Origin of the sequence: Novosphingobium oxfordense, from assembly GCF_044029435.1 — a bacterium.
GTDB lineage: Bacteria > Pseudomonadota > Alphaproteobacteria > Sphingomonadales > Sphingomonadaceae > Novosphingobium.
In genome coordinates this window covers 2,254,426-2,281,189 of the sequence record NZ_CP147005.1, presented here as the reverse complement: position 1 = coordinate 2,281,189, position 26,764 = coordinate 2,254,426, and the positions used below count along the sequence as shown (strand labels likewise).

General features: G+C 66.1%; 21 protein-coding genes. 18 read left to right on the top strand and 3 right to left on the bottom strand.

Annotated elements, in window-relative coordinates:
* Positions 1 to 5: 5 nt before the first annotated feature.
* Positions 6 to 1,481 carry a TRAFs-binding domain-containing protein gene (locus WBP07_RS10635; protein WP_395391018.1) on the top strand — a complete coding sequence of 492 codons (1,476 nt, stop codon included), beginning with the start codon at positions 6 to 8 and terminating at the stop codon, positions 1,479 to 1,481.
* 335 nt (positions 1,482 to 1,816) lie between these two features.
* On the opposite strand, the gene WBP07_RS10630 is transcribed toward WBP07_RS10635, so the two are convergent.
* Positions 1,817 to 2,470 carry a Crp/Fnr family transcriptional regulator gene (locus tag WBP07_RS10630; protein WP_395391017.1) on the bottom strand — a complete coding sequence of 218 codons (654 nt, stop codon included), beginning with the start codon at positions 2,468 to 2,470 and terminating at the stop codon, positions 1,817 to 1,819.
* A gap of 457 nt (positions 2,471 to 2,927) precedes the next feature.
* Between WBP07_RS10630 and WBP07_RS10625 the strand changes: the two genes are divergently transcribed.
* From WBP07_RS10625 to WBP07_RS10610, 4 genes are read left to right on the top strand one after another with little or no spacing between them, the layout of a single operon-like run.
* On the top strand, positions 2,928 to 4,409 hold the full coding sequence (locus WBP07_RS10625; protein WP_395391016.1) for an efflux transporter outer membrane subunit: 1,482 nt from the start codon (positions 2,928 to 2,930) through the stop codon (positions 4,407 to 4,409).
* Entirely contained in the window at positions 4,406 to 5,503 is a 1,098-nt protein-coding gene (locus WBP07_RS10620) for an HlyD family secretion protein (protein ID WP_395391014.1), read from the top strand. Before WBP07_RS10625 ends, WBP07_RS10620 begins: the two co-directional genes overlap by 4 nt.
* Before the next feature lie 10 nt (positions 5,504 to 5,513).
* Positions 5,514 to 8,258, top strand: coding sequence for a ribosome-associated ATPase/putative transporter RbbA (gene rbbA / locus WBP07_RS10615; protein ID WP_395391013.1), 2,745 nt, complete (start codon positions 5,514 to 5,516; stop codon positions 8,256 to 8,258).
* Position 8,259: 1 nt separating this feature from the next.
* A complete protein-coding gene (locus WBP07_RS10610) occupies positions 8,260 to 9,399 on the top strand; it encodes an ABC transporter permease (RefSeq protein WP_395391012.1) in 1,140 nt (379 codons plus the stop codon).
* Between the two features lie 340 nt (positions 9,400 to 9,739).
* Here WBP07_RS10610 and WBP07_RS10605 read toward each other — a convergent pair whose 3' ends face one another.
* The gene (locus WBP07_RS10605; RefSeq protein WP_395391010.1) at positions 9,740 to 10,966 is read right to left on the bottom strand and encodes an NAD(P)/FAD-dependent oxidoreductase; all 1,227 of its coding nucleotides are present in this window, start codon (positions 10,964 to 10,966) and stop codon (positions 9,740 to 9,742) included.
* Between the two features lie 70 nt (positions 10,967 to 11,036).
* Positions 11,037 to 11,960 (bottom strand): LysR substrate-binding domain-containing protein, encoded by a 924-nt coding sequence (locus WBP07_RS10600; RefSeq protein WP_395391009.1) that lies wholly within the window; start codon positions 11,958 to 11,960, stop codon positions 11,037 to 11,039.
* Positions 11,961 to 12,069: 109 nt separating this feature from the next.
* On the opposite strand from WBP07_RS10600, the gene WBP07_RS10595 reads away from it, so the two are divergent.
* From WBP07_RS10595 to WBP07_RS10535, 13 genes are all read left to right on the top strand, one after another.
* On the top strand, positions 12,070 to 13,227 hold the full coding sequence (locus WBP07_RS10595) for a muconate/chloromuconate family cycloisomerase (RefSeq protein WP_395391008.1): 1,158 nt from the start codon (positions 12,070 to 12,072) through the stop codon (positions 13,225 to 13,227).
* A 3-nt stretch (positions 13,228 to 13,230) separates the two neighbouring features.
* Complete coding sequence (gene catC, locus WBP07_RS10590; protein WP_395391007.1) at positions 13,231 to 13,521, top strand: muconolactone Delta-isomerase; 291 nt, start codon at positions 13,231 to 13,233, stop codon at positions 13,519 to 13,521.
* A gap of 40 nt (positions 13,522 to 13,561) precedes the next feature.
* Positions 13,562 to 14,482 (top strand): dioxygenase, encoded by a 921-nt coding sequence (locus WBP07_RS10585; protein WP_395395770.1) that lies wholly within the window; start codon positions 13,562 to 13,564, stop codon positions 14,480 to 14,482.
* Positions 14,483 to 14,509: 27 nt separating this feature from the next.
* Positions 14,510 to 15,868 (top strand): SRPBCC family protein, encoded by a 1,359-nt coding sequence (locus WBP07_RS10580; protein WP_395391005.1) that lies wholly within the window; start codon positions 14,510 to 14,512, stop codon positions 15,866 to 15,868.
* Positions 15,865 to 16,389 carry a benzoate 1,2-dioxygenase small subunit gene (benB, locus tag WBP07_RS10575; protein WP_395391004.1) on the top strand — a complete coding sequence of 175 codons (525 nt, stop codon included), beginning with the start codon at positions 15,865 to 15,867 and terminating at the stop codon, positions 16,387 to 16,389. Before WBP07_RS10580 ends, benB begins: the two co-directional genes overlap by 4 nt.
* A 10-nt stretch (positions 16,390 to 16,399) precedes the next feature.
* A complete protein-coding gene (gene benD, locus WBP07_RS10570) occupies positions 16,400 to 17,185 on the top strand; it encodes a benzoate diol dehydrogenase BenD (RefSeq protein WP_395391002.1) in 786 nt (261 codons plus the stop codon).
* A gap of 11 nt (positions 17,186 to 17,196) precedes the next feature.
* On the top strand, positions 17,197 to 17,904 hold the full coding sequence (locus tag WBP07_RS10565; protein WP_395391001.1) for a CoA transferase subunit A: 708 nt from the start codon (positions 17,197 to 17,199) through the stop codon (positions 17,902 to 17,904).
* Entirely contained in the window at positions 17,904 to 18,557 is a 654-nt protein-coding gene (locus WBP07_RS10560) for a 3-oxoacid CoA-transferase subunit B (protein WP_395390999.1), read from the top strand. Before WBP07_RS10565 ends, WBP07_RS10560 begins: the two co-directional genes overlap by 1 nt.
* On the top strand, positions 18,557 to 19,321 hold the full coding sequence (gene pcaD / locus WBP07_RS10555; protein WP_395390997.1) for a 3-oxoadipate enol-lactonase: 765 nt from the start codon (positions 18,557 to 18,559) through the stop codon (positions 19,319 to 19,321). The genes WBP07_RS10560 and pcaD overlap by 1 nt, the downstream gene beginning before the upstream one ends.
* A 7-nt stretch (positions 19,322 to 19,328) precedes the next feature.
* On the top strand, positions 19,329 to 20,534 hold the full coding sequence (gene pcaF / locus WBP07_RS10550; protein WP_395390996.1) for a 3-oxoadipyl-CoA thiolase: 1,206 nt from the start codon (positions 19,329 to 19,331) through the stop codon (positions 20,532 to 20,534).
* 295 nt (positions 20,535 to 20,829) lie between these two features.
* The gene (locus WBP07_RS10545; RefSeq protein WP_395390995.1) at positions 20,830 to 24,024 is read left to right on the top strand and encodes an efflux RND transporter permease subunit; all 3,195 of its coding nucleotides are present in this window, start codon (positions 20,830 to 20,832) and stop codon (positions 24,022 to 24,024) included.
* Positions 24,017 to 25,249, top strand: coding sequence for an efflux RND transporter periplasmic adaptor subunit (locus WBP07_RS10540; RefSeq protein WP_395390994.1), 1,233 nt, complete (start codon positions 24,017 to 24,019; stop codon positions 25,247 to 25,249). Before WBP07_RS10545 ends, WBP07_RS10540 begins: the two co-directional genes overlap by 8 nt.
* The gene (locus WBP07_RS10535) at positions 25,242 to 26,684 is read left to right on the top strand and encodes an efflux transporter outer membrane subunit (RefSeq protein WP_395390992.1); all 1,443 of its coding nucleotides are present in this window, start codon (positions 25,242 to 25,244) and stop codon (positions 26,682 to 26,684) included. The genes WBP07_RS10540 and WBP07_RS10535 overlap by 8 nt, the downstream gene beginning before the upstream one ends.
* The last annotated feature ends 80 nt before the right edge of the window (positions 26,685 to 26,764 follow it).

Below are 26,764 nucleotides of genomic sequence, written 5' to 3'. Positions count from 1 at the left end.
CCATCGTGACTCTTCCCCTTCTTGCCCGGATTCGCCAGATCGCCAGATCGGGTGACGTGCTGCGTGCATGGCGTCTTTTCGAAGACGTGGGCCTGCTCGAATCGCGTGACAGCGAAGCGCTGAGCCTGAAGGGGAGGCTGCTGAAGGATCGTGCCCTGCGCAGCCTGGGGCCTGATCGCAGCGATCTGCTCGATCAGGCGCAGGAAGCCTATACGCGCGCCGCCGGGGGGCGGCGCGCCACTTATCCGCTGATCAACGCGGCCACCATCGCCCTGCTGAACGGCAAGCCGGACGAAGCCCATGGCCTGGCCCGCCAGGTGCTGGAGCTGCTGGAAAGCGGCGATCATGAGCCGGAAACGCGCTATTGGCTGGGCGCCACGGCGGCAGAGGCGAAGCTGCTGCTGGGCGATGCCCGGGCCGCCCGTCTGGCGCTGGAAGATGCGGTGAAGGCCGCCCCCCAGGCCTGGGAAGATCAGGCGGCAACGCTGCGCCAGTTCCAGCAAATTCTCGAATGGACGGGCGCGCCCTTCGGCCTGTTCGATCACTTGCGGCCGCCCGCCAGCCTCTATTTCAGCGGCATCATCGGTCTGCCGCAGGATGAGGCGCGGGTGCGCGCGGAGATCGGCGCCATGCTGGATCGCGTCCGCCCGGGCGTGGTTTTTGGCGCTTTGGCGGCGGGATCGGATATTCTTATCGCCGAAATGGCGATTGCGGCGGGTGCGCGGCTTCATGTCGTGTTGCCGACTGCGATCGATGCCTTCCGCGAGATTTCGGTGGCGCATTTCGGCGGCGACTGGGCGGAGCGGTTCGACCGCCTGCTGGACGATGCCGACGTGATAGACGTGCTGGAAGGGCCGGGCAGGCTTTCCGGCGCGGCAGTGCACCTTGCCGCGCAAGTGGCGATGGGCCTTGCCATCCGCCGTTCGCGCGTGCTGGCGACCGAGGCGCTGGCCTTCCACGTGGGCCGGGCGTTCGATGAGCTTTCGCCGCCCGAGGTGGAATGGCGCAGGCAAGGGCGGATGCTGCACGAACTGGTGCTGGACGAATCGTTGCCGGCGCACGGGGCCGCTTTCGATCCGGCGGTGAACCGCGCGGTTCTGGCGATGCCGGGGCCGGTTCCGGCGTGCTGCGACCTGACTTTCGTAACCCGGCAGGCCGCGTTCGAGGGCTTTTCGCTGTTGCAGTTCGACGATCCGGTGGCGGCAATGGACCAGGCCGGCGCGATCTTGCGCGTTGCGCCGGAAAGCCGGCTGGGGTTGGATTATCGGCCGACCTGTCCGGAAAAAAGCCTGATCGACATCGCGGAGGCCGCGATCGTGCTGGCGCGTTCCGCCAACGAAGGTAGCGTCTGCGCGCACTGGCCGCAGATCGCCGTGCTCGAATTGCTGGCGCCGCGCTATCGCTTCGAAACGGCGGGTGAGGTGGTCACGCCGAAGGGCGATTTCCCGATCGGCCTGTTCTGCCAGGATTCGGCCGACTGACGGGATTTGCCGGGGGCGGGCGAAAGCCGACGTTCCCGGCGCCAAGCCAATCTCAGCCTGTCTCGCTGCGTCGCTACACGGCGTTGGCCGCAGGGCCGTGTCTTGCGCCTTGCAGCAGCGCCGACAGATCGGGCCCCGCCGCGGAGACGACTTCGCCTGCGGTCGTGATCGGCTCGGCCTCGTAGCGCGAAGATGTTCTTCACCACCCGGTCGGTGATGCCCATGCCTTCGCCAAGGCCCACGCCGTCCCCAGCATCGACATTGTAGCGTCCGAGAAACCCGGGGCTGCGCTGGAGGATGGGCCGCAGGCCGGCTTCCGCCTTCCCGGCGCTATCTCAGCAGACCAGTTCCAGCAGCATGCGCGGGGCGTGGATCAGCAATTCGCGATCGTCGCGGCTGATGATCCCGCGCCGGATCAGCGCCGCGATCGCGCGGGAGGCGGTTTCGCGCGTGGTATTGGCCGAGAGCGCCAGCATCGTCACCTTGGGCGGCGGCGCGATGCGTTCGGCCCCGCCGGCCAGCGATAGCAGTTCGGCATAGACGCGCCCGGCAGCCGAATAGGTGGTGCGGGCCATCATCCGGTCCAGCGCGCGGTCCAGTTGGCGGGCCAGCAGGCGGGCCATGCCGGCGCCGATCTGGGCATCTTCGGCCACCAGTTCGGCCACGCGAACCGCTTCGGCGCGCAGCAGGCTGGTATCCATCAGCGCCGCAATCTCCGCACGGTGGACGGCCGGCATGGGATAGGCGCCGAAGAATTCGCCCGGCCCGTACTGGGCAAGCTGCTGGCGCTGGCCTTCCAGCCCGAACGCCTCGATCCGCATGCCGCCTTCGATCACCAGCCAGCAGTGATGCGATTCCTCCCCCTGGCGCGCGAGAATTTCCTTCGCCCCCAGTTTCTGGAAGGCGAGCACGCGGGCGAGCTTCTCGGCGGCGGGGCGATCGCACCGGAAGATCGTACGGATAATCTCGATTTTGTCTTCGGAATCCAAAAACACTGCCCCTTGGCCGCGCGAACCGGCGGCCGAACCCATGCAATTGCGCTTAACTCATTTTGGGCGTGCGGCGGAAGACGTGATTCCCTTCGAGGCGTGATTTCGGTCACGCGGTTTGGTTTTTCCCTTCGCTAGGAAGAGTTCGCGACCCGAAGGCGGCTCTGAAAGGAGCAGCCACATCACTCGGCCCGGAAGACCAGCTCTTCCGGGCCTTTTTTCATGCCTTGCATGGCTTCGGGGCGAATCGGTGGCGGTGCCCGAATCCGCGCGGCATGGCAGCGCGATTGACCTTGCGGGCAAGTCACACGTATAAATGCGTTGTTATCCAGTCGGATAACACGGTCGCCGGGGCAGTTTCCCGCAAGCGATAACAAGAATCGACAAGTCTCAAGTCCTTCTGGCGCCAGTTCTCCCGGCGTCGTGTCCGTCGCGTGCGAAGGGGATTTTGGTGCTGTTGAGTCTGGCTGACTGTCGAATTCCGCCCCGAAGGCGCACGGCTTGCCTGCTGCTGGCGTCCTTGCTTGCCATTTCCGCCTGTTCCTTCGCGCCCAACAATGTGCAGCCGCCGCTGCCCGTTCCCGATCGCTATGACGGCGGCGTTGAAGGGCAATCGATCGCCGGGCTGGACTGGCACGCCTTCTTTCGCGAGCCGCAGCTGCAGGCACTGATCGCGCAGGCGTTGGCGAACAATCGGGACATCCGCCTTGCCGCCGCCCGCGTGGCGGAGGCGCGCGGGGCATGGCGGATAGAGGGCGCGTCGCTCTATCCGCAGCTGGACGGGGTCGCCACCGGCACGCGCGGGCGGACTTTGGTGACGGGCACCGATCAGTACGCCGATCTCAAGCAGGTCACCGTGCAATTGAGCGCCAGTTGGGAGATCGACTTCTGGGGCCGCCTGCGCAACTTGCGCGAGGCGGCGCGCCAGCAATACCTGTCTACCGAGGAATCGCGCCGCGCGGTGGCCACCGATCTGATCGGGCAAGTGGCGCTGGGCTACCTGCTGGAGCGCGAGTACGAGGAGCGGGCGGAACTGGCCCGCCAGTCGATCACCACGCGTGAGGAAACGCTGCGGATCATGCGCCGCCGCTACGAGGTGGGTTCGGGCAACAAGCTGGACATGGCGCAGTCCCAGGTGCTGCTGGCCCAGGCGCAGACGACGCTGGATGCGCTGGAACAGGAACGCGACGTCAACCGCAACGCGCTGGCCCTGTTGGTGGGTGCGCCGGTGGAGATTGCGCCGGGATCGCTGGGGCTGACGGGGGACTTTCCGGAATTCACCCTGCCCACGGGCTTGCCGTCCGAACTGCTGGTGAACCGGCCGGACATCGTTTCCGCCGAGCACCAGCTGCGCGCCGCCAATGCCAATATCGGCGCGGCGCGCGCGGCGTTCTTCCCCAATATCAGCCTGACCGGCGCCTTCGGCACGTCCAGCTCAGACCTTGCGGGGCTGTTTGCGGGCGGGAGCGGGGCGTGGAGCTTCACGCCGCAGTTGGTCATGCCGATCTTCAATGCCGGACGCCTGAAGGGCAATCTGGACGTGGCCGAGGCGCGCCGCGATCAGGCGGTGGCCACGTATGAGAAGACCATCCAGTCCGCCTTCCGCGACGTGTCGGACGCGCTGGTGCGCCGCCAGCAGCTGGCCAAGCAGATCGTGACCACCCGCGCATTGGTGGAGGCCCAGCGGGAGCGGGCGCGGCTGGCGCAGCTGCGGTTCGACAATGGCCGGTCCACGTATCTGGAAGTGCTGGATGCGCAGCGCGACCTGTTCGATGCCGAACAGGCGCTGGTGCAATTGCGCCGTGCCGAACTGGCCAGCGTGGTCTCGCTCTATTCCGCGCTGGGCGGCGGCTTTCCGGTCAATCGGCCGTTCGAGACGCCTTCTGCCGATATTCCCGCCACCAACACGCAGACCAGCCAAGAGGGGCAGCAACGATGAACAAGACCTGGTTGGTCAGGGGACTGATCGTCGCGGCAGTTATCGCCGTGGCTTTTGCGCTCTACAAGCTGCTCACACCCTCCGGCCTGCCCGAAGGCATCGTTGGCGGCAACGGCCGGCTGGAGGCGACCGAGATCGACGTCGCCTCCAAGTCGCCCGGCCGCATCCGCGACATCGTGGTCGATGAAGGGCAGACGGTGAAGGCGGGCGACGTGATCGCGCACATGGATGTGGACGTGCTCACCGCCCAGAAGACCGAGGCGGAGGCGCAGCTTGCCGAAGCGCAGAACACGGTGCTGGTCTCCCGCACGCAAGTGGCCCAGCGAGAGGCGGAGAAGGCCGCCGCCGATGCGGTGGTGCGCCAGCGGCTGGCCGAACTGAACGCATCGCGCAAGCGGCTGGGCCGGTCCGATACGCTGGCGCGCGAGGGGGCGACTTCGAAGCAGGAGCGGGATGACGATTCCGCGCAAGTGGAAGGCGCATCGGCCGCGGTGGAGGCGGCGCGGGCGCAAGTGGCTTCCGCGCAAGTCGCCATCACCAATGCCCGCAATCAGGTGATCGGATCGCAATCGCGGGTGGAGGCCACCCGCGCGACGATCCAGCGGATAGAAGCCGATATCAACGACGCCACTCTGCGCGCCCCGCGCGACGGGCGCGTGCAGTTCCGGGTGGCCCAGCCGGGCGAGGTGGTCAGCGCCGGGGGCCGCGTGGTCAGCCTTGTAGACCTGTCCGACGTGACGATGACGTTCTTCCTGCCCGCCACCGCTGCCGGCCGGCTGGGCATCGGCAGCGAGGCGCGGATCGTGCTGGATGCGCTTCCCGATACGCCGATCCCGGCGACGATCAGCTTCGTGGCCGACGTTGCCCAGTTCACGCCGAAGACGGTGGAGACGCAGAGCGAGCGCGAGAAGATGATGTTCCGCGTGAAGGCGCGGATCGCCCCCGCATTGCTGCGCCGGTACATGAGCCTGGTGAAGACCGGCCTGCCGGGCATGGCTTACGTGAAGATCGATTCCCACGCGCAATGGCCGGATTTCCTTCAGCTTCGGGGGCCGTTGGCGCCTCAGCAGCAGGCGCCCGGTAAGGGCGGCTGAGGAGAGGGGGGTGACCGTGCCTGCTGCGCTCTCCGACCCGGTCGTCCATGTTCGCGGCGTCTGGACGCGCTATGGCAAGACGGAGGCGCTGCGCGGCATCGATCTGGACGTTCCGGCGGGGCTGATGATCGGCCTGATCGGGCCGGACGGCGTCGGCAAGTCCAGCCTGCTCTCGCTGATATCCGGCGCGCGCGTGGTGCAGGAGGGCGAGGTGCGCGTGCTGGGCGGCGACATGCGCGACAGGCGCCACCGCCTGGATGTCTGCCCGCGCATCGCCTACATGCCGCAGGGGCTGGGCAAGAACCTCTATCCCACGCTTTCGGTGGAGGAGAACCTTCAGTTCTTCGGCCGCCTGTTCGGGCATGACGGGCCGGAGCGCCGCCGCCGGATCGACGAACTGACGGGGGCGACCGGGCTCGATCCGTTCCTCGCCCGCCCCGCCGGCAAGCTTTCGGGCGGCATGAAGCAGAAGCTGGGCCTCTGCTGCGCGCTGATCCACGATCCCGACCTGCTCATCCTGGACGAGCCGACCACCGGCGTCGATCCGCTGGCCCGCGCCCAGTTCTGGGACCTGATCACCGATATCCGCAAGACGCAGGACCGGATGAGCGTGATCGTCGCCACCGCCTACATGGACGAGGCGCAGCGGTTCGACTGGCTGGTGGCGATGGACGACGGCAACGTGCTGGACACCGGCACGCCGCAGGAAATCTTCGATCGCACCGGCACCACTTCGCTGGAAGAAGCCTTCATCGCCCTGCTGCCGGAGGAGAAGAAGCGCGGGCACACGGCGGTCGTGATCCCGCCGCTGGAGGCGGACGAGGACGATATCGCCATCGAGGCGCAGGGCCTGACCATGCGGTTCGGCGATTTCACCGCGGTCGATCACGTCAGCTTCCGCATCCGCCGGGGCGAGATCTTCGGCTTCCTGGGCTCCAACGGCTGCGGCAAGTCCACGACGATGAAGATGCTGACCGGCCTGCTGCCCGCCAGCGAGGGCAAGGCCTGGCTGTTCGGCAACGAAGTGGATTCCAGCGACATCTCCACCCGCCGCCGGGTCGGCTACATGAGCCAGGCCTTCTCGCTCTATGGCGAACTGACGGTGCGGCAGAACCTGGAACTGCACGCGCGGCTGTTCCATGTGCCAAGGGCGGAAATCCCCGCGCGCGTTGCCGAGATGGTGGAGCGGTTCGGGCTGGACCATGTGCTGGAGGAACTGCCGGAAAGCCTGCCACTGGGCATGCGGCAGCGGCTCAGCCTTGCCGTCGCCATGGTGCACCGGCCCGAACTGCTGATCCTGGACGAGCCGACCTCCGGCGTCGATCCGGTGGCGCGCGATTCCTTCTGGCGGCTGCTGGTGGAACTTTCGCGGCGGGACAAAGTGACGATCTTCATCTCCACCCACTTTATGAACGAGGCGATGCGCTGCGACCGGATGTCGATGATGCATGCGGGCAAAGTGCTGGACAGCGATGCCCCGCAGCGCCTGATCGAAAAGCGCGGGGCGAAGGATCTGGAGCAGGCGTTCATCGGCTATCTGGTGGAGGCGGGCGGCGATACGCGCAGCCTGCAAGAAGGCGCGCCGGCGCTTTCGGCGGAAGCCCACCCCGACTCGGGCACGCATACCGGCGGCGGCTTCAGCCTTCAGCGCTGCCTGACCTATGCCTGGCGTGAGGCGCTGGAGCTTCAGCGCGACCCGGTGCGGGCCACGCTGGCACTGGCCGGTTCGCTGATCCTGATGCTGGTGATCGGCTTCGGCATGACCACCGACATCAACGAACTGTCCTACGCCGTGCTCGACCGGGACAATACCACGCTCAGCCAGAACTACGTGCTGGACATATCGGGTTCGGACTACTTCGTCGAACATGCGCCGATCCGGGATTACGACGATCTGGAGCGGCGGCTGAAGACCGGCGAACTGGCGATGGGCATCGAGATTCCGCCCGGTTTCGGCCGCGACGTCGGCGCCGGGCGGCAAGTGACGATCGGCGCTTGGTTCGATGGCGCCAATCCCCAGCGCGCCGAAACCGTGCAGGGTTACATCCAGGGCCTGCACCAGCACTGGCTGACCGAGCAGGCCCGCCGCCGCGTCGGCTCCACCGCCAGCATCTTTTCCATAGAGAACCGCTTTCGCTACAATCCGGACGTGCAGAGCCTGCCGGCGATGGTGCCGCTGGTGATCCCGTCGCTGCTGCTGATGCTGCCGGCGATGCTGACGGCGTTGGCCGTGGTGCGGGAGAAGGAGATCGGCTCGATCATCAACCTCTACGTCACCCCCGTCACCCGCAGTGAATTCATGCTGGGCAAGCAGGCGCCCTATGTGGCGCTGGCGCTGATCAACTTCCTGCTGATGGTGCTGATGGCGATCTTCATCTTCGGCGTGCCGGTGAAGGGCAGCTTCCCCACGCTGCTGCTGGCCGCGACGATCTACTGCATTTCCGCCACCGGCATGGGCCTGCTGGCATCCGCCCTCACGCGCAGCCAGATCGCGGCGATGTTCCTGGCGATGATCGGCACGATGATCCCGGCCACGACGTTCGGCGGCATGACCGACCCGGTATCCTCGCTGGAAGGCGGCGCGCGGTTCATGGGCGAAATCTACCCCGCCAGCCACATGTTCACGATCAGCAGGGGCGTCTTCGCCAAGGCGCTGGGCTTTTCCGATCTGGCCGGATCGTTCCTGCCGCTGGCGATTTCCGCGCCGGTGATCGTCGGATTCGCCATCCTGCTCCTGAAAAAGCAGGAGACCTGACATGGCTGCGCCCGCCCTTGCCAAGCTCTCCAACGTCTACCGCCTTGGCGTGAAGGAACTGTGGAGCCTATGGCGCGATCCGATCATGCTGGTGCTGATCGTCTTCACTTTCACGGTTTCGGTCTACACCTCGGCCAATTCCATGCCCGAAACGCTGCACAACGCGGCGATCGCCATCGTTGACGAGGATCAGTCCCCGCTTTCGCAGAGGATCGTCTCCTCGTTCTATCCGCCGCAGTTCGTGGTGCCCCGGATGATCACGCCGCAAGAGGTGGATCCGGGCATGGACGCGGGGGACTTCACCTTCGTGCTGCATATTCCCCACGGCTTCCAGCGCGACGTGTTGGCGGGAAGGGGGGCGGAAATCCAGCTCAACACCGATGCCACGCGGATGAGCCAGGCCTTCACCGGCACGGGGTTCATCCAGCAGATCGTCAATGGCGAGGTGAACGAGTTCATCAACCGCTATCGCGCCAACACCGTGCCGCAGGTGGACCTTGCGATCCGCGCGCGGTTCAATCCCACGCTGAACCGGTCCTGGTTCGGCGCGCTGGCGCAGATCATCAACCAGATCGCCATGCTGTCCATCATCCTGACCGGCGCCGCGCTGATCCGCGAGCGCGAGCATGGCACTATCGAGCACTTGCTGGTGATGCCGGTGACCCCGTTCGAGATCATGCTGTCGAAAGTATGGTCGATGGGGCTGGTGGTGCTGCTGGCATCGGCGCTGTCGGTGAACCTGGTGGTGCGGGCGCTGATGCACGTGCCCATCGCCGGATCGCTGCCGCTGTTCTTCGCGGGCGCGGCGCTGGTGCTGTTCTCCACCACCTCGATGGGCATCTTCCTGGCCACCATCGCGCGCAACATGCCCCAGTTCGGAATGCTGATGATCCTGGTGCTGCTGCCGCTCCAGATGCTTTCCGGCGGCAGCACGCCGCGCGAATCGATGCCGCCGCTGGTGCAGAACGTGATGCTTTTCGCGCCCACCACGCATTTCGTGGAGCTGGGGCAGGCGATCCTGTTCCGGGGGGCGGGCTTCGACGTGGTCTGGCCGCAATTCGCCGCCACTTTCGCGATCGGCGTGGTGTTCTTCGCGATCGCCCTGGCCCGGTTCCGCTCGACGATCAGCGCGATGGCTTGAGGGGGGATGGATTGGAGAACTTCGGTAAAGTCGGGTCGGAGTTGGGCTAGGCGCAACGGAGCACGCATAAACTCCGTCGCCCCCGCGAAGGTGAGGGCCCCGCTGCCTTTTCAACCCTCTCGTTTCGCCGCAAGAAAAGCGGGGTCCCCGCCTTCGCGGGGACGACGGGGCTTGGATTTGTCAGCGATCCTTAAAGCCGGCATCCCAATCCTCCCCTGCAAGGGAAGGGGGACCGCCCCCCGTCCATTCTAAACCGGTGGTGGAGGGGTGTCGGCCTCTCGATAGCGAACTACCGAAACCGCGACACCCCTCCGTCAGCCCGGAGGGGTCGCCAAATGGATCAGATCAGTTCCTTCAGCGGCTTGCCGGCATCGGCCAATGCCTCGACATCGGGCGAGGCGCCGGCTTCCACCAGCTTGCGGCCCTGGACGTAGTCCTTGACCATGTTCACGCAGTCCAGCGCGACCACCTTGCCCTGCTTCAGATAGACCACCGAGAACGAGCGCCCGGCCGTATCGCCGCGGATCACCGTCTGGTCGAAGCCGGTGTTGATGCCGGCGGTCTGCAGGCGCAGGTCGTACTGGTTGGACCAGAACCACGGGAACGCCTTGTACGGCTTTTCGTCGCCGCAGATCGCCTTGGCCACGCACGTCGCCATGTCGTTGGCGTTCTGCACCGATTCCACGCGCATCACGTTGCCGCCCGCAAAGTCGCAGGCGAAGGCCGCGCAATCGCCGATGGCATAGATGTCGGGCAGCGAGGTGCGGCAGTATTCGTCCACGTCCACACCGTTGGCGCCGGCTGCGCCCGCCAGGATCAGCGGGCCGACGGCAGGAACGATGCCGATGCCGACGATCACGGCTTCGGCCGGGACCACTTCGCCGTCCGCCAGCTTCACGCCGGTGACGCGGTGGCCGTCGCCCTCAAGGCATTCCACCGCGACGCCGGTGCGCAGATCGACGCCGTGTTCGCGATGCTCGTTCTGATAGAATTCGGACAGTTCCTCACCCGCCACACGGGCCAGCACGCGCGGCAGCGCTTCCAGCAGCGTGACGTTGAGCTTCATCTTCGACAGCACCGCCGCCGCTTCCAGCCCGATGTAGCCGCCGCCGATCACGACGATGTTCTTGGTGCCGGCATCGACTTCGGCCATCAGCGTGTCGCAATCCTCGCGGGTGCGAACGGCGTGAATGCCGGCGAGTTCGGCGCCGGAGCAGGAGAGCCGGCGCGGATCGCCACCGGTCGCCCAGACCAGCTTGCCGTAGCCGTAGGTTTCGCCGTTGGAGAGCGTCAGTTCATGCGCCTGCGGGTCCACGGCGGTGACTTCGGTGCTCAGCTTGAAGGTCACGTCCTTCTCCGCCCAGAACGTGGGCGGGCGGATGTAGAGGCGATCGAACGTCTTTTCGCGCGCGAAATACTCCTTGGAGAGCGGCGGGCGCTCGTAAGGGTGTTCCGGCTCGCGGCCGATCACGGTGATGGTTCCGGTGAACCCGTTCTGGCGCAGGGCGATGGCGCACTGCGCACCGCCGTGGCCGGCTCCTACGATTACGACGTCTGCCTTGCTCATGAGCCGATCCGTTCGGGCAATTTCATCTCTCCGTCAATGTCTGGGGTGGAATAATCTTGCTTGCAGGTGATTAAAGAGCCGCCTCCAGCGCGGGCGACACATCGTATCCCCATTCGCGATACTTGCGGGCGATCACGGCGATCATCTGCTGCAATTCGACCGAGTGATCGCCGGCGCGGTGGCTCATGATGATGGGGGAGGTAACCGGCTCCACCAGTTCGCGATAGGCCACATCGTGGCTGCGCGCGCGGTGCACCGATTCGGGGACGATGGCCACGCCTTCCTCGGCGGCGACCAGGCCGATGGCGATCTGCAATTCGCGCGCCTCATGAATTACGCGCGGCTCGATCGAATGGTCGCGCAGTAGAGACAGCACCTGGTCGGCATAGCTGGGCCGGGGGGAGCGGGGGTAGATGATCAGCGGCTCGTCCGCGATCTCGTGCAGAGACACCGGCCCATCGCCCTGCGCCAGCCGATGCGTGAAGGGGAAGGCGGCCACCAGCTTCTCATGCCGCAGCACCGTGCGGCGGACCGAGGGATCGTCGAACCGGATGCGGCCGAAGCCCACGTCGATGCGGCCTTCCTTCAGCGCGGCGATCTGGTCCAGCGTGGTGCTTTCCACCAGCACCAGCTCCACGTCCTGGGCTTCCTTGCGGAATTCGCGGATCAGTTCGGGCAGGCGGGCATAGATCGTGGAGGAGACGAAGCCGACCACGAAGCGCCGCCGCTCGCTGCCGACGGCGGCCTTCACCATCGATTCCATGTCCTCCATCCGCGCCAGCATCTGTAGCGCCTGATCGTGGACCAGCTGGCCGACGGGGGTGAGCTTCAGCGGCCGCTGGGTGCGATCCAGCAAGGGCGCGCCGATCTGCGCCTCAAGCTGCTGGATGGCGCGGCTCAAGGGCGGCTGGGCGATGTGGAGCCGTTCGGCGGCCCGGTTGAAGTTTCCTTCGTCGGCCACCGCCACGAAGTATCTCAGAAGACGCAGATCCATTCAAAAATACCTGTCAGGTATCGATCTATGACCGCAACGGTCTTTGATGCGACTCAGCCTCATCCCTAATTTACACCCGAAACCCTAAGCATACCGGAGAGGTTCTGCAATGGCTGCGCTGGATCGCGCTGATACCTTAATCGTCGATGTACCGACGATCCGCCCGCATGTGCTGGCCATGGCCACGATGCATTCGCAGGCGATGGTGATCGTGCGCCTGACCGATACGGACGGCGTCGAGGGGATCGGCGAAGGCACGACGATCGGCGGCCTCAGCTATGGCGAGGAAAGCCCGGAAAGCATCAAGTCCGCCATCGACACGTATATCGTCCCGGTCCTGAAGACCTGCGATATCAGCCGCGTCGGCGCGACGATGGCCAAAGTCGCCAAGTGCGTGCGCGGCAATCACTTTGCCAAGTGCGCGGTGGAAACCGCGCTGCTGGATATGGCGGGCAAGCGGCTGGGCGTGCCGGTTTCCGAACTGATCGGCGGGGGCCGCGTGCGCGACGATATGCCGGTGGCCTGGACCCTCGCCAGCGGCGACACCGCGCGCGACATCGCCGAGGGCGAGGAAATGCTGGGCCTCCGCCGCCACCGCATTTTCAAGCTGAAGATCGGCAAGCGTGATGTGCGGGCGGACGTCGCCCATGTCGGCGCGATCTGCAAGGCGCTGGGTGATCGGGCGAGTGTCCGCGTGGACGTGAACCAGAACTGGAGCGAGGCGCAGGCCAAGCTGGGCATGGCGATGCTTCAGGACGTGGGCTGCGATCTGGTCGAACAGCCGATCGCCGGGGACGATATCGCGGCGATGACCCGCCTTGCCACCACGCAGGCGGTGCCGCTGATGGCGGACGAGGCGCTGCACGGCCCGCGCACCGCGCTGCGGATTGCCTCTGCCGGTGCGGCGGGCGTCTTCGCGCTGAAGATCGCGCAGTCGGGCGGGCTGTTCGCCACTGCCGAAGTCGCTGCCATCGGCACGGCGGCGGGGATCGGCCTCTATGGCGGCACGATGCTGGAAGGCGGCGTGGGCACGGCGGCCTCGGCCCATGTCTTCGCCACCGTTCCCGAGCTTGCCTGGGGCACCGAACTGTTCGGCCCGCTGCTGCAGACCGAGGAAATCCTCACCCAACCGCTCGGCTACGGGGACTTTTCGCTGAAGGTGCCGACCGGCCCCGGCCTCGGCATCGCGCTCGATCCCGACAAGGTCGAATTCTTCCGGCGTGACCGTTCGGGGCCGCGCCTTCACGCCGTAAACGCAGGAGCCTGAGCCATGCTGTTCATGGTCGAAATGGACGTCAACATTCCGCTGGACTTCGATGCCGAAGAGGCCGCGAAGATCAAGGCGGCCGAGAAGGCCTATTTCCAGAAGCTCCAGCAGGCGGGCATCTGGCGCCATATCTGGCGCAAGGTCGGCTTCTATTCGAACGTCTCGATCTTCGATGTCGAGAGCAATGCAGCGCTGCACGACACGCTGATGAGCCTGCCGCTCTACCCCTTCATGACCATGAAGGTCACGCCGCTCTGCCGGCACCCATCCTCCATCCATGACGACGATCGGTGATCGCCGCCTGACCGAAAACCAGTCCTTGGGAGAGAACAAAATGGACGTCAGCTTCGTAAAGACCCCGGAAATCCAGCAGCTGCTCGATCGCGCCGCCGGCGTGAACGAGAGCGGCGGCAGCCCCCGCCTCAAGGCGATCATGCGCGACCTTACCGAATCGGTGATGGAGCTGATCGTCCGCCACGACATTTCCGAAAGCGAGTTCTGGCTCGCCATGAAGTATCTTTCGGACAGCGCGGGCGAGATCGGCCTGATCGTGCCGGGCACCGGCCTTGAGCACTTCCTGGACCTCTACATGGATGCCAAGGATGCCGAGGCCGGCCTCACCGGCGGCACCCCGCGCACCATCGAAGGCCCGCTCTACGTCGCCGGTGCGCCGCTGGTAGAAGGCAACGTGAACCTCTCCGTCGACGAGGACGAGGGCACCACGGTCCTGCACATGACCGGCAGTGTGACCGGCCCGGACGGCGAGGCGGTGGAGAACGCGATCGTCCACGTCTGGCATGCCAATTCGAAGGGCTGGTATTCGCACTTCGATCCCACCGGCGAACAGACCCCGTTCAACAACCGCCGCCGCATCAAGCTGGGCAAGGACGGGCGCTATGCGTTCCATTCCAAGCAGCCGAGCGGCTATTCGGTGCCGCCGGGCGGATCGACCGACCAGCTGATGCAGGCGCTGGGCCGCCACGGCAATCGCCCGGCCCACGTGCACTTCTTCATCGAGGCGCCGGGCTACCGCACGCTGACGACGCAGATCAACTTCGGCGACGATCCCTTCGCGGCCGACGATTTCGCCTTCGGCACCCGCGCCGGCCTGCTGCCGGTACCCAGCCGCCAGGGCGACAGCGCCTACATCCAGTTCGACTTCCAGATGCAGCGCGCCGCCGACGCGGATGACGAGCACTTCTCGTCCCGCGCCCGCGCCGAAGCCGAACCGCAGCCCGAAACAGAAACGGCCTGACCACAACGCGATACGGGAGACAGGATCATGTACGAACGCCTCATGCACCGGGTCTCGACCGCCGTGGTCGATGACGTCGAAACCGGAGAGTTCCGCTGCCGCCGGGACGTCTTCACCGATCCGGCGCTGTTCGAACTGGAAATGAAGTACATCTTCGAAAGCAACTGGGTGTACCTCGCCCACGAAAGCCAGCTTCCGAACAAGAACGATTACTTCACGACCTGGATCGGGCGCACGCCCGTGATCCTGACCCGCGCGAAGGACGGCGCGATCAACGGCGTGGTCAATGCCTGCGCGCATCGCGGCGCCAAGCTGTGCCGCCGCAAGCGGGGCAACCAGCCACTGTTCGTCTGCCCGTTCCACGGCTGGAGCTTCAAGACCGACGGCAAGCTGCTGCGCGCCAAGGATGCCAGCACCGGCGCCTATCCGGACAGCTTCGACCACGAAGGGTCGCACGACCTGACCAAGGTGCGCGTCGAGAGCTATCGCGGCTTCGTGTTCGGATCGCTGAACCATGACGTCTTGCCGCTGGAAGACCATCTGGGCGAGGCGAAAGTCATCATCGACCAGATGGTCGATCAGGCGCCCGAGGGGCTGGAAGTGCTGACCGGCAATTCCACCTACACCTTCGACGGCAACTGGAAGATGCAGATGGAGAACGGCTGCGACGGCTATCACGTCAGCTCCGTTCACGAAAATTACCAGTCCACCATGGGCCGCCGCGCCGAGGGCGGCACCAAGGCGGTAGACGCCAACGGCTGGTCCAAGGCGCCCGCCAGCGGCGTCTATGGCTTCGAGCATGGCCACATCCTGCTCTGGACGCAGGTGATCAATCCCGAAGTGCGGCCGATCTGGAACCACAAGCCGGAACTCGACGCCCGGCTGGGTGAGGATCGGGCGAAGTTCATCATCGAGCAGACTCGCAATCTGGCGCTCTATCCCAACGTGTTCCTGATGGACCAGTTCTCGACCCAGATCCGCGTCGTCCGCCCGATCGACGTGCACACCACCGAAGTGACGATCTACTGCTACGCCCCCAAGGGCGAAAGCGCCGAGGATCGCGCCCACCGCATCCGCCAGTACGAGGATTTCTTCAACGTCACCGGCATGGGCACGCCCGACGATCTGGAGGAATTCCGCTCCTGCCAGAAGGCCTACGAAGGCGCGGGCGAGCTGTGGAACGACCTCAGCCGCGGCGCCACCCGCTGGATCCACGGCGCGGACGACAATGCCAAGGCCATGGGCATGAACCCGCTGCTCTCCAGCGAGCGTAGCGAGGACGAGGGGCTGTTCGTGCGCCAGCACGAGTTCTGGGCCCGGATCATGCTCGACGGTCTGGCCAGGGACGCGGCCAATCAGCCGCCGATGATGGAGGCGGCGGAATGAGCACGCTCGACATGACCCGCGAAACCCAATCCGCAGCCTTCTCGTACCGCGACATCTGCGCCTTCCTCTACCGCGAGGCGCGGCTGCTGGACGATCGCCGGTTCGACGAATGGCTGGAATGCTATTCGCCCGACGTCGAATACTGGATGCCGGCCTGGACCGACGACGATGCGCTCTGCACCGATCCGCAGACCGAAATCTCGCTGATCTACTATGCCAACCGGCAGGGTCTGGAAGACCGCGTCTACCGCCTCAACACCGAGCGGTCCTCCGCCTCCACGCCCGAGCCTCGCTCGGCGCACTTCATCGGCAATGTCGAAGTGCTGGAGAGCCGGGAAGGGCAGGTGGACCTGCGCTACAATTGGCACACGCTCAGCCACCGCTACCAGCAGACGCAGCAGTTCTTCGGGACCACGTTCCTGACGCTGGATTGTGCGGATGAGATGCCGTTGATCCTGAAGAAGAAGATCGTCCTGAAGGACGACTACATTCATCAGGTCATCGACATCTACCACGTCTGAGGAGGGTGCCGTGATCTTCGCAGGACGTTTCGCAGGCAAAGTCATGGTCGTGACCGGCGCGGCGCAGGGTATCGGGGCCGGTGTCGCAACCCGCGCCGCTGCCGAGGGCGCGAGCGTGGTTCTGGTCGACCGTGCCGAATTCGTGACCGAGGTGGAACAGGCCATCGTGGCGGCGGGCGGAAAAGCAATCTCCATCTGCTGCGACCTTGAGACCTACGAAGGCGCGGCGGAAGCGATGGCCAAGGCGGTCCAAGCCTTCGGGCGGATCGACATCCTGATCAACAATGTCGGCGGCGCGATCCGGATGCGGCCCTTTGCCGAATTCGAGCCCGCGCAGATCGACGCGGAGATCCGCCGCTCGCTGATGCCGACGCTCTATTGCTGCCACGCGGTGCTGCCGGCGATGCTGGAGCAGGGGGCAGGGACCATCGTGAACCTGTCCTCCAACGCCACACGCGGCATTCGCCGGGTGCCTTATTCGGCGGCGAAGGGCGGGATCAACGGCCTGACCCAGAGCCTTGCCATGGAATATGCCGAAGTGGGCATTCGTGTCGTCGCGACGGCACCGGGCGGCACCAGCGCTCCCCCGCGCCGTGTCGCTCGGAACGCCGAAGGCGACACCGCGCAGGAGCAGGCGTGGATGGCCGAGGCGGTCGCGCAAGTGACCGATTCCGCCTTCCTGAAACGCTATGGAACCCTTGAGGAGCAGATCGCCCCGATCCTGTTCCTCGCCTCGGACGAGGCCAGCTACGTGACCGGCACAGTGCTGCCCGTCGCGGGCGGCGATCTCGGTTAAGGAGACACCAGATGTCCAAAGTATTCGACAGCCCCCGGGTCGCACTGGAAGGACTGCTGTTCGACGGCATGACGATCATGTCCGGCGGGTTCGGGCTCTCGGGCAATCCCGAGAGCCTGATCCTCGAAGTGCGCGCGGCGGGTGTGAAGGACCTGACGGTCATTTCCAACAACGCGGGCGCGGACGGCTTCGGCCTGTGGATGCTGCTGGAAAGCCGCCAGATCCGGAAGATGATCTCCTCCTACGTGGGGGAGAACAAGCTGTTCGAAAGCCAGTACCTCTCGGGCGAGCTGGAGCTGGAACTCAACCCGCAGGGCACCCTGGCCGAGCGCATTCGCGCGGGCGGCGCGGGCATCCCGGCGTTCTACACCAAGACCGGGGTCGGCACCGTGGTCGCCGAAGGCAAGCCGGTCGAGGTGTTCGAGGGCGAGGAATACGTGCGCGAAACCTGGCTGCGCGCGGACCTGTCGATCATCAAGGCCTGGCGCGCGGACGAGGAGGGCAACCTCCAGTTTCGCAAGACCGCGCGCAACTTCAATCCCAACATGGCGACGGCCGGCAAGGTCACCGTGGCCGAGGTCGAGGAAATCGTCCCCGCCGGCACATTCGATCCGGACTGCATCCACACCCCCGGCATCTATGTCGACCGCGTGGTGCTTTCGACCATCAACGAGAAGCGCATAGAGAAGCGCACCGTGCGTGAAAGGGAGGCTGCGTAATGAGCTGGACCCGCGATGAAATGGCCGCCCGCGCCGCGAAGGAACTGCGCGACGGGTACTATGTGAACCTGGGCATCGGTATCCCGACCCTGGTGGCGAACCATGTGCCGGCCGGCATCAAGGTCACGCTCCAGAGCGAGAACGGCATGCTGGGCATCGGCCCGTTCCCCTATGACGACGAAGTCGATCCCGACCTGATCAACGCCGGCAAGCAGACGATTACCGCGCTGCCGACGTCCAGCTTCTTCTCCAGCGCGGACAGCTTCGCGATGATCCGCGGCGGCCATATCGACATGGCCGTGCTGGGCGCGATGGAAGTCTCGGCCGAGGGCGATCTCGCCAACTGGACGATCCCGGGCAAGATGGTGAAGGGCATGGGCGGGGCGATGGACCTCGTCGCCGGGGTGAAGAAGGTGATCGTGGTGATGGACCATGTTTCCAAGCACGGCGATCCCAAGATCCTGCCCGCCTGCACCCTGCCGCTGACCGGCAAGCGCGTGGTGGACATGATCGTCAGCGATCTGGCCGTCTTCGCCGTGGACCGCAAGGTGGGCGGCCTCACGCTGCTCGAACTCGCGCCCGGCGTCTCGCTGGACGAAGTCACCGCCAAGACCGGCGCCCCCTTCGCCAGCGCACTGGCAGAGGCGGCCTGATGTTCACCAGCGTTCCCGGCGCACGCCTCTACTGGAAACTGGAAGGGCGCGACGGCGCGCGCCCGCTGGTGCTGCTCAATTCGATCGGCACCGATATGGACTTGTGGGACCCGGTGCTGCCGCTGCTGCGCGCACGGTTCCGGCTGCTGCGCATCGACACGCGCGGCCATGGCGCCTCCACGGCCGAGCCGGGCGATTTCGCAATGCCGCAATTGGCGCGCGATGTGCTGGCGATCGCCCACGATGCCGGGATCGAGCGCTTCTCGGTCGCCGGTGTTTCGCTGGGCGGCATGATCGGCATGGAACTGGCGCTGTCGCGTCCCGGGCAGGTGGAGAAGCTGGCGCTGGTCTGCACGTCCGCGACGATGGATGCCGGTGCGTGGAACGACCGCATCTCCAAGGTCCGCGCCGAGGGCATGGCCGCGATTGCCGATCTGGCGATGGGTCGCTTTCTCACGCGCGACAACCCGGTGATATACGAGACGGTGCGGCGCCAGTTGGTGACGATGGACCCGCAGGGCTATGCCGGTTGCGGCGCGGCGATCCGCGACATGGATCTTGCCGAGCGTATCTTGCGAATAGTCGCGCCCACGCTGGTCGTCACCGGCTCGCGCGACGCCTCCACCCCGTTCGAAGGCCATGGCGAGCACTTGCTCGCGCGCATTCCCGGCGCCGTCCACGCCGAACTGGCCGCTGCGCATCTTGCCCCGCTGGAAGCACCCGAGGCGCTGGCGGTTGCCCTTATCCCCTTCCTGGAAGGCTGATCCCCCCATGACCGAAGCTTACGTCTGCGACGCCATCCGCACCCCCATCGGCAAGCTGAACGGCTCGCTGGCGACCGTCCGCGCCGACGATCTCGCCGCGATCCCCTTGCGCGCGCTGGTGGAGCGGAACCCGGGCGTGGACTGGGCCTCGGTCGATGACGTGATCCTGGGCTGCGCCAACCAGTCGGGAGAGGACAACCGCAATGTCGCCCGCATGGCGGTGCTGCTGGCCGGTCTGCCGGAGACGGTGCCGGGGGTGACGGTCAACCGCCTGTGCAGTTCCGGCCTCAACGCGCTGGGCATGGCGGCGCAGGCGATCCGCAGCGGCGATGCGGATCTGATGATCGCCGGCGGCGTCGAATCCATGACCCGCGCGCCCTATGTCATGGGCAAGGCGGGCAGCGCATTCGGCCGCGATCAGAAGATAGAGGACACCACGCTGGGCTGGCGCTTCATAAATCCGGCGATGAAGGCCGCTTACGGCGTCGATACGATGCCGCAGACGGGTGAGAATGTTGCCGAACAATGGCAGGTCAGCCGCGAAGACCAGGATCGCTTCGCACTCGCCAGCCAGGAAAAGGCCGCGATTGCCCAAGGGAACGGCCGTCTCGCGGCGGAGATCGTGCCCGTCACCATTCCGCAAAGAAAGGGTGAGGCGCTGGTCTTCGATCGCGACGAACACCCCCGCGCAACCAGCCTTGAAGCACTCGCGAAACTGAAGCCGGTGGTCCGTGCGGACGGCACGGTGACGGCGGGCAATGCCTCCGGCCTGAACGACGGCGCGGCGACCATGCTGGTTGCCAGCGAGGACGCGGCGAAGCGCCATGGCCTGACCCCGCGCGCCCGCGTGATCGGCATGGCCGCATCGGGCATTGCGCCCCGCGTAATGGGGGCAGGGCCGATCGAGGCAGCCCGCAAGGTTCTGCGGAAATCCGGGCTTTCGATGGACCAGATCGACGTGATCGAACTGAACGAAGCTTTCGCCAGCCAGGCCATCGCCACACTGCGCGACCTGAACGTCGATCCCTTCACCGACTCGCGCGTCAATCCGAACGGCGGGGCCATCGCTTTGGGCCATCCGCTGGGCATGTCGGGAGCCAGAATCGCGATGAGTGCGGTCGAACAGCTCAGCCGAACGCATGGCCGCTATGCCCTTGCCTTCATGTGCATCGGGGTGGGACAAGGCTTGGCGGTACTGCTCGAACGCGTGTAATCCGCAGTATACTGCGGATTTTCCGTCGCAAACGCGCTCGGCCACAGTTTGTGACGATCCAGTCATGAACTGTCTTCATGACAGCAATCAAAACTAAGTATCTATTTCCCCGGCTTCCAAGCTGATAGGCGCCTGATTCTCGAAAAAACGGGATGGGTCGAAGCGGGTTTCCGGTCGCGCCGCGAGCGTGGCCTTTCCGGCGTTCGGCCCTTCAAAAAAACCATCACACGGGGTGAGGCGTTCTGGCCGGTGAGCCGTGCATACCTGCGCGGACCTCCGGCGACTGGAGTTATCGATGCTGGGAATCGTCAAGACCGCGTTGCATCGCCCTCTGACGTTTATCGTCATGGCCATTCTTATAGCGATCGGTGGCCTGATCGCTGCCTTCCGCACACCGGTTGACATTTTTCCGGATATCAAGATCCCCGTCATCGCGGTCGCCTGGACCTACACCGGCTTATCCCCGCAGGACATGTCGGACCGCATGGTGACGCCTTACGAGCGCATCCTGACCACGACGGTCAACGATATCGAGCATATCGAAAGCCAGTCGCTTCAGGGCACCGGCATCGTCAAGATCTACTTCCAGCCGGGTGTCGACATCCGCACGGCCACGGCGCAGGTCACCTCGGTTTCGCAGACCGTTCTGAAGCAGATGCCGCCGGGCGTGAACCCGCCGCTGATCCTGAACTATTCGGCCTCCACCGTGCCGATCCTCCAGCTCGCCCTGTCGGGCAAGGGGCTGTCGGAACAGCAGCTGTTCGATATCGGCCAGAACCAGGTGCGCACCGGCCTCGTCACCATTCCGGGCCTTGCCATGCCCTATCCTTCGGGCGGCAAGCAGCGCCAGGTGCAGGTTGACCTCAACCCCGATGCGCTTCAGGCCCGCGGCCTTTCCGCGCAGGACGTCGGCAACGCCATCGCCGCGCAGAACCAGATCAACCCGGCCGGCTTCGTCAAGATCGGCCCGGCGCAGTACACCGTTCGCCTGAACAACACGCCCGGCTCGATCGAGGCGCTGAACGACCTGCCGGTGAAGGTGGTCAACGGCGCGACGATCTACATGCGCGATGTGGCCTTCGTGCGCGACGGCAGCGCCCAGCAGCAGAACGTCGTCCACGTGCAGGGCGGCCGCTCGGTGCTGCTGACGGTGCTGAAGAACGGCGCCACTTCCACTCTCTCGGTGGTGGACGGCGTGAAGAACGCGCTGCCCAAGATCACCTCCACCCTGCCGGACACGCTGAAGGTGCTGCCGGTGGGCGACCAGTCGCTGTTCGTGAAGGCCGCCGTTTCGGGCGTACTGCACGAAGGCGCCATCGCCGCCGCGCTCACCTCGCTGATGATCCTGCTGTTCCTGGGTTCCTGGCGCTCCACGGTCATCATCGCCGTCTCCATCCCGCTGGCCGTGCTGGCCGCCGTGGCCGCGCTGGCCGTGTTCGGGCAGACGATGAACGTGATGACGCTGGGCGGTCTTGCCCTCGCGGTCGGCATCCTGGTCGACGACGCGACGGTGACGATCGAGAACATCAACTGGCACCTGGAACAGGGCAAGGGCGTGATGGAGGCGATCCTGGACGGCGCCGCCCAGATCGTGACTCCGGCCTTCGTCTCGCTGCTGTGCATCTGCATCGTGTTCGTGCCGATGTTCTTCCTGCCGGGCGTTGCGGGCTACCTGTTCGTGCCGATGGCGCTTTCGGTTGTCTTCGCGATGATCGCCTCGTTCATCCTGTCGCGCACCTTGGTGCCGACCATGGCGATGTACCTGCTGAAGCCGCATGCCCCGCATGGCGAGAATTCGCACAATGCCGGCACCCCGGAATCGACCAATCCCTTCGTGCGCTTCCAGCGCGGGTTCGAAGCGAAGTTCGAAAAGATCCGCGACGGCTACCTTGGCATGCTTGCGCGCGCGCTGCGCTCGCGCAAGCCGTTCATGATCGGCTTCCTTGCGGTCGTCGTGCTGTCCTTCGGGCTGATGCCGCTCTTGGGCAGCAACTTCTTCCCCACGGTGGACTCGGGCCAGATCGCCATGCACGTGCGCGTGCCGGTGGGCACCCGCATCGACGAAGCCGCCCGTAACTTCGAACAGATCACCGCCGAAGTGCGCAAGATCGTGCCGCAGTCCGAACTGAAGTCGGTTACCGACAACATCGGCCTGCCGGTCAGCTCGATCAACACCGTCTACAACAACAGCGGCACCATCGGCCCGCAGGACGGCGACATGCTGATCACGCTGGAGGAAGGCCACAAGCCGACCGCCGGTTACGTGAACCAGCTGCGCCGCGAACTTCCGCGCCGCTTCCCCGGCATGCAGTTCGCGTTCCTGCCGGCGGACATCACCAGCCAGATCCTGAACTTCGGTTCGCCGTCGCCGATCGACGTGCAGATTTCCGCCAAGGATCCGGTGGCCGCGCGTGCCTATGCGCACAAGCTGATGGTCAAGCTGGCGACCGTGCCTGGCCTTGCCGACTTGCGCCTGCAGCAGCCGGCCAACTCGCCGCAGATCGACGTCGATGTCGACCGTTCGCGCGTCGGCCAGTACGGCCTCACCGAAAAGGACGTGACCACCAGCCTCGGCAACTCGCTGGCCGGCACCTCGCAGACCGCACCGGTCTACTTCGTGAACCCGGACAATGGCGTGCAGTACGCCGTGGTGGCGCAGGCGCCGGACTACAGCGTCGATTCGATGAGCAAGCTGGCCAACCTGCCGGTCTCCGGCGCGGCCGCAACCCGCCCGCAGCCGCTGGGCGCGCTGGCCACGCTCACCCGTTCGAGCACCGCGCCGGTCGTCTCGCACTACAACATCGCCCCGGTTCTCGACGTCTACGGCACCCCGCAGGGTCGTGACCTTGGCGCCGTGGCCGGTGACGTGCAGCACGCGATCAACTCGCTGAAGGCAGAGGAGCCGAAGGGCGCCACCGTCACCATCCGCGGCCAGTACCAGACGATGAACACCGCGTTCTCCGGCCTTGGCTGGGGTCTGCTGGCCGCCGTGGTGCTGATCTACCTGCTGATCGTGGTGAACTTCCAGTCCTGGCTGGACCCGTTCATCATCATCACCGCGCTGCCCGCCGCGCTGGCCGGCATCGTCTGGATGCTGTTCGCCACGGGGACGACACTGTCCGTCCCGGCCCTGACCGGCGCGATCATGTGCATGGGCGTCGCCACTGCCAACTCGATCCTGGTCGTCAGCTTCGCCCGCGAAAAGCTGGCAGAGCTGGGCGATCCGGTGAAGGCGGCGATGGAGGCCGGTCTGGTCCGCTTCCGCCCGGTTCTCATGACCGCGCTGGCGATGATCATCGGCATGGCGCCGATGGCGCTGGGCCTTGGCGAAGGTGGTGAGCAGAACGCCCCGCTGGGCCGCGCCGTGATCGGCGGCCTCATCTGTGCCACGATCGCCACGCTGTTCTTCGTTCCCACCGTGTTCGCTTTCTTCCACAGCCGTCGCAAGCATCACGAAGCCCCAGTAGAGATGGAGGCCGCTCATGCTTGATCCCCAGATGCACCACACTCCCGAGGCCCCCATGGACAACGACACTCCCACCGGTCCCAGCACCCGCACCCTGAAGCGGGTGGGCATCGGCGCGGCCATCGTCGCACTGGCCGTGGTGGGCATCGGCACCGCCACCCGCATCCAGGCGACGCGCGACCTGAAGGCCGTGAGCGAAGAGTCCGCCGTGCCCACCGTTGCGGTGATCAATCCCACGGCGGCAGCGGGTGAGGGCGGGCTTACTCTGCCGGGTACTGCGCAGGCCTGGAACAGCGCCGCGATCAACGCGCGCACCAACGGCTATGTCAGCAAGTGGCTGGCCGACATCGGCGATCACGTGAAAGCGGGCCAGCCGCTCGCCATCCTGGACGCGCCGGAAATCGACCAGCAGCTGGCGCAGGCCAAGGCGGACTATCAGACCGCCGTCGCCAACCAGCGCCTGGCCGCGACGACCGCCAAGCGCTGGAGCGCGATGCTGGCGAAGGACGCCGTCTCGCAGCAGGAAGTGGACGAGAAGGCGGGCGATCTTGCCGCCAAGACCGCGCTGGCCAATGCCGCGCTGGCGCAAGTGCGTGAGCTTCAGGCCCAGCACGGCTTCACCCAGCTGGCCGCCCCGTTCGCGGGCGTGGTCACCAGCCGCTCGGCCCAGATCGGCGCGCTGGTGGTGGCGGGGAATGCCGCCGCGCAGCCGCTGTTCACTGTGTCCGACGTGCACAAGATGCGCGTCTATGTCCGCGTGCCGCAGATCTATTCGGCGCAGGTCAATCCGGGCGTCACCGTACAGCTCAGCCTGCCTGAGTTCCCCGGCCGCACTTTCCCGGGCGTGGTCAGCCGCAGCGCCGGCGCCGTCGATGCCCAGTCGGGCGCGGTGCTGGTGGAAGTGCAGGCGGACAATAACGACGGCGCGCTGAAGCCGGGCGCCTTCGTGCAGGCCCACTTCGATGTCGACGCCACCCTGAAGGGCGTGACCCTGCCGGGCAGCGCGGTGCTCTATACCGACAAGGGGCCGAGCGTGGCCGTGCTGGGCGCGGACAACAAGGTTACCGTCCGCCCGATCACCATCGCCCGCGATCAGGGCAAGTCGGTGATCGTCTCGGTCGGCGTGAACCTGGGCGACCGCGTGGTGGACTCGCCTTCGGACTCGATCCGCACCGGCGACCGCGTGCAGCCGCAGGCGGCCACCGACGCGCCAGCCGCCGCGCCAGCCAAGGCCGCGACGCATGGCTAAGCGGGCGGCGCCCGCCGCATTCACGGCCGCATGCACTGCCGCGATCACGCTTGCCCTGCTGGGCGGCTGCTCGATGGCGCCCACCTACACGCCGCCGCAGTCCAGCCTGCCCGCCGCGCCTGAACAGTTCGCGGAGATGCAGGGCTGGGCCCCCGCCGCTCCGCAGGACGGCGCGATGCGCGGGGACTGGTGGACCGTGTTCGGCGATCCGGTGCTGAACGATCTGGAGGCCCGCGCCGCCGCTGCCAGCCCGACGCTGGCCGCCGCGCTGGCCCGCTACGATCAGGCACGCGGCGCGGCCGGCGTGGCCGCCGCCGATCTCTATCCGCAGATCGGCGTCTCCGGCGATGCCTCGCGCAATCGCGTTTCCGCCGGGCGCCCGCTCTCGTCGGGATCGTCGGCGACCTACAACAACTACATCATCGGCGGCAGCGCTTCCTATGAGCTGGATCTCTGGGGCCGCGTCCGCAACAGCGTGAAGGCGGGCAACGCCGAAGCCGATGCCTCGCAGAGCGATCTCGCCTCGGCGCGGCTCAGCCTTCAGGCCTCGGTGGCGGATGCCTACTTGCGGCTGCGCGGCCTCGATGCGCAGGCGGCCTTGCTCGACCGTTCGGTGGACGCCTTCCAGCGCGCCGCGCAGCTGACCGAGACGCGCCACGAAGGCGGCATCTCCTCGGGCATCGACGTCAATCGTGCCCGCACCGTGCTGGGCAATGCGCAGGCGCAAGTCGCCTCGATCGCCAACCAGCGTGCCCAGACCGAGCATGAGCTTGCCGCGCTGACCGGCGCGCTGGCATCGACGTTCCACGTCGCCCCGCAGGAAGCCGCTTTCGCCACCCCGGCGATCGCCGTCGGCACCCCGTCCGAACTGCTCCAGCGCCGTCCGGACATTGCCGCTGCCGAACGCCGCGTGTTCGCTGCCAATGCCCGCATCGGCGTCGCCCGTGCGGCCTGGTTCCCGACCATCGGCCTGGGCGCTTCGGGCGGCTGGCAGACCACCGGCGGCAACTTGCTGAGCGCACCAAACGCGATGTGGGCGCTGGGCCCGCTGACCGCGCTGCTGAACGTGTTCGACGGCGGCGCGCGCCGCTCGCAAGTGAAGATCTCGCGCGCCGAATACGACGAGGCGGCTGCCGACTATCGCAGCACCGTGCTGGATGCCTTCCGCGAAGTGGAGGATTCCATCGCGGCGATGCGCCAGCTTGAGGCGCAGGGCAAGGCGCAGCAGGAAGCGGCCAACGCCGCCCAGCGCACCAGCGAGATCGCCATGTCGCGCTATCGCGACGGCGCGGCCGGCTACCTTGACGTGGTGACCGCCCAGACCGACGCGCTGGACGCCCAGCGCTCTGCCATCGCAGTAGACACCGAACGGATGCGTGCGGCCGTTTCCTACGTGCGCGCCATCGGCGGGCCGGAAGAAGAAAAGGGCGGCTAGAGCGTTTTCTAATCAGGTGGAATCACCTGATGACTCGGAAAACGCGGCAAACCAAAACTTAGAGCGTTTTCCAATCGGGT

Bases quoted from the DNA above. Each gene is read 5' to 3' on its own strand.
- WBP07_RS10605 (WP_395391010.1), bottom strand. From the start codon at position 10,966: ATGAGCAAGGCAGACGTCGTAATCGTAGGAGCCGGCCACGGCGGTGCG.
- pcaD (WP_395390997.1), top strand. From the start codon at position 18,557: ATGTTCACCAGCGTTCCCGGCGCACGCCTCTACTGGAAACTGGAAGGG.
- WBP07_RS10560 (WP_395390999.1), top strand. From the start codon at position 17,904: ATGAGCTGGACCCGCGATGAAATGGCCGCCCGCGCCGCGAAGGAACTG.
- catC (WP_395391007.1), top strand. From the start codon at position 13,231: ATGCTGTTCATGGTCGAAATGGACGTCAACATTCCGCTGGACTTCGAT.
- WBP07_RS10595 (WP_395391008.1), top strand. From the start codon at position 12,070: ATGGCTGCGCTGGATCGCGCTGATACCTTAATCGTCGATGTACCGACG.
- pcaF (WP_395390996.1), top strand. From the start codon at position 19,329: ATGACCGAAGCTTACGTCTGCGACGCCATCCGCACCCCCATCGGCAAG.
- benB (WP_395391004.1), top strand. From the start codon at position 15,865: ATGAGCACGCTCGACATGACCCGCGAAACCCAATCCGCAGCCTTCTCG.
- WBP07_RS10620 (WP_395391014.1), top strand. From the start codon at position 4,406: ATGAACAAGACCTGGTTGGTCAGGGGACTGATCGTCGCGGCAGTTATC.
- WBP07_RS10585 (WP_395395770.1), top strand. From the start codon at position 13,562: ATGGACGTCAGCTTCGTAAAGACCCCGGAAATCCAGCAGCTGCTCGAT.
- WBP07_RS10565 (WP_395391001.1), top strand. From the start codon at position 17,197: ATGTCCAAAGTATTCGACAGCCCCCGGGTCGCACTGGAAGGACTGCTG.
- WBP07_RS10610 (WP_395391012.1), top strand. From the start codon at position 8,260: ATGGCTGCGCCCGCCCTTGCCAAGCTCTCCAACGTCTACCGCCTTGGC.
- WBP07_RS10600 (WP_395391009.1), bottom strand. From the start codon at position 11,960: ATGGATCTGCGTCTTCTGAGATACTTCGTGGCGGTGGCCGACGAAGGA.
- WBP07_RS10535 (WP_395390992.1), top strand. From the start codon at position 25,242: ATGGCTAAGCGGGCGGCGCCCGCCGCATTCACGGCCGCATGCACTGCC.
- WBP07_RS10580 (WP_395391005.1), top strand. From the start codon at position 14,510: ATGTACGAACGCCTCATGCACCGGGTCTCGACCGCCGTGGTCGATGAC.
- WBP07_RS10545 (WP_395390995.1), top strand. From the start codon at position 20,830: ATGCTGGGAATCGTCAAGACCGCGTTGCATCGCCCTCTGACGTTTATC.
- WBP07_RS10540 (WP_395390994.1), top strand. From the start codon at position 24,017: ATGCTTGATCCCCAGATGCACCACACTCCCGAGGCCCCCATGGACAAC.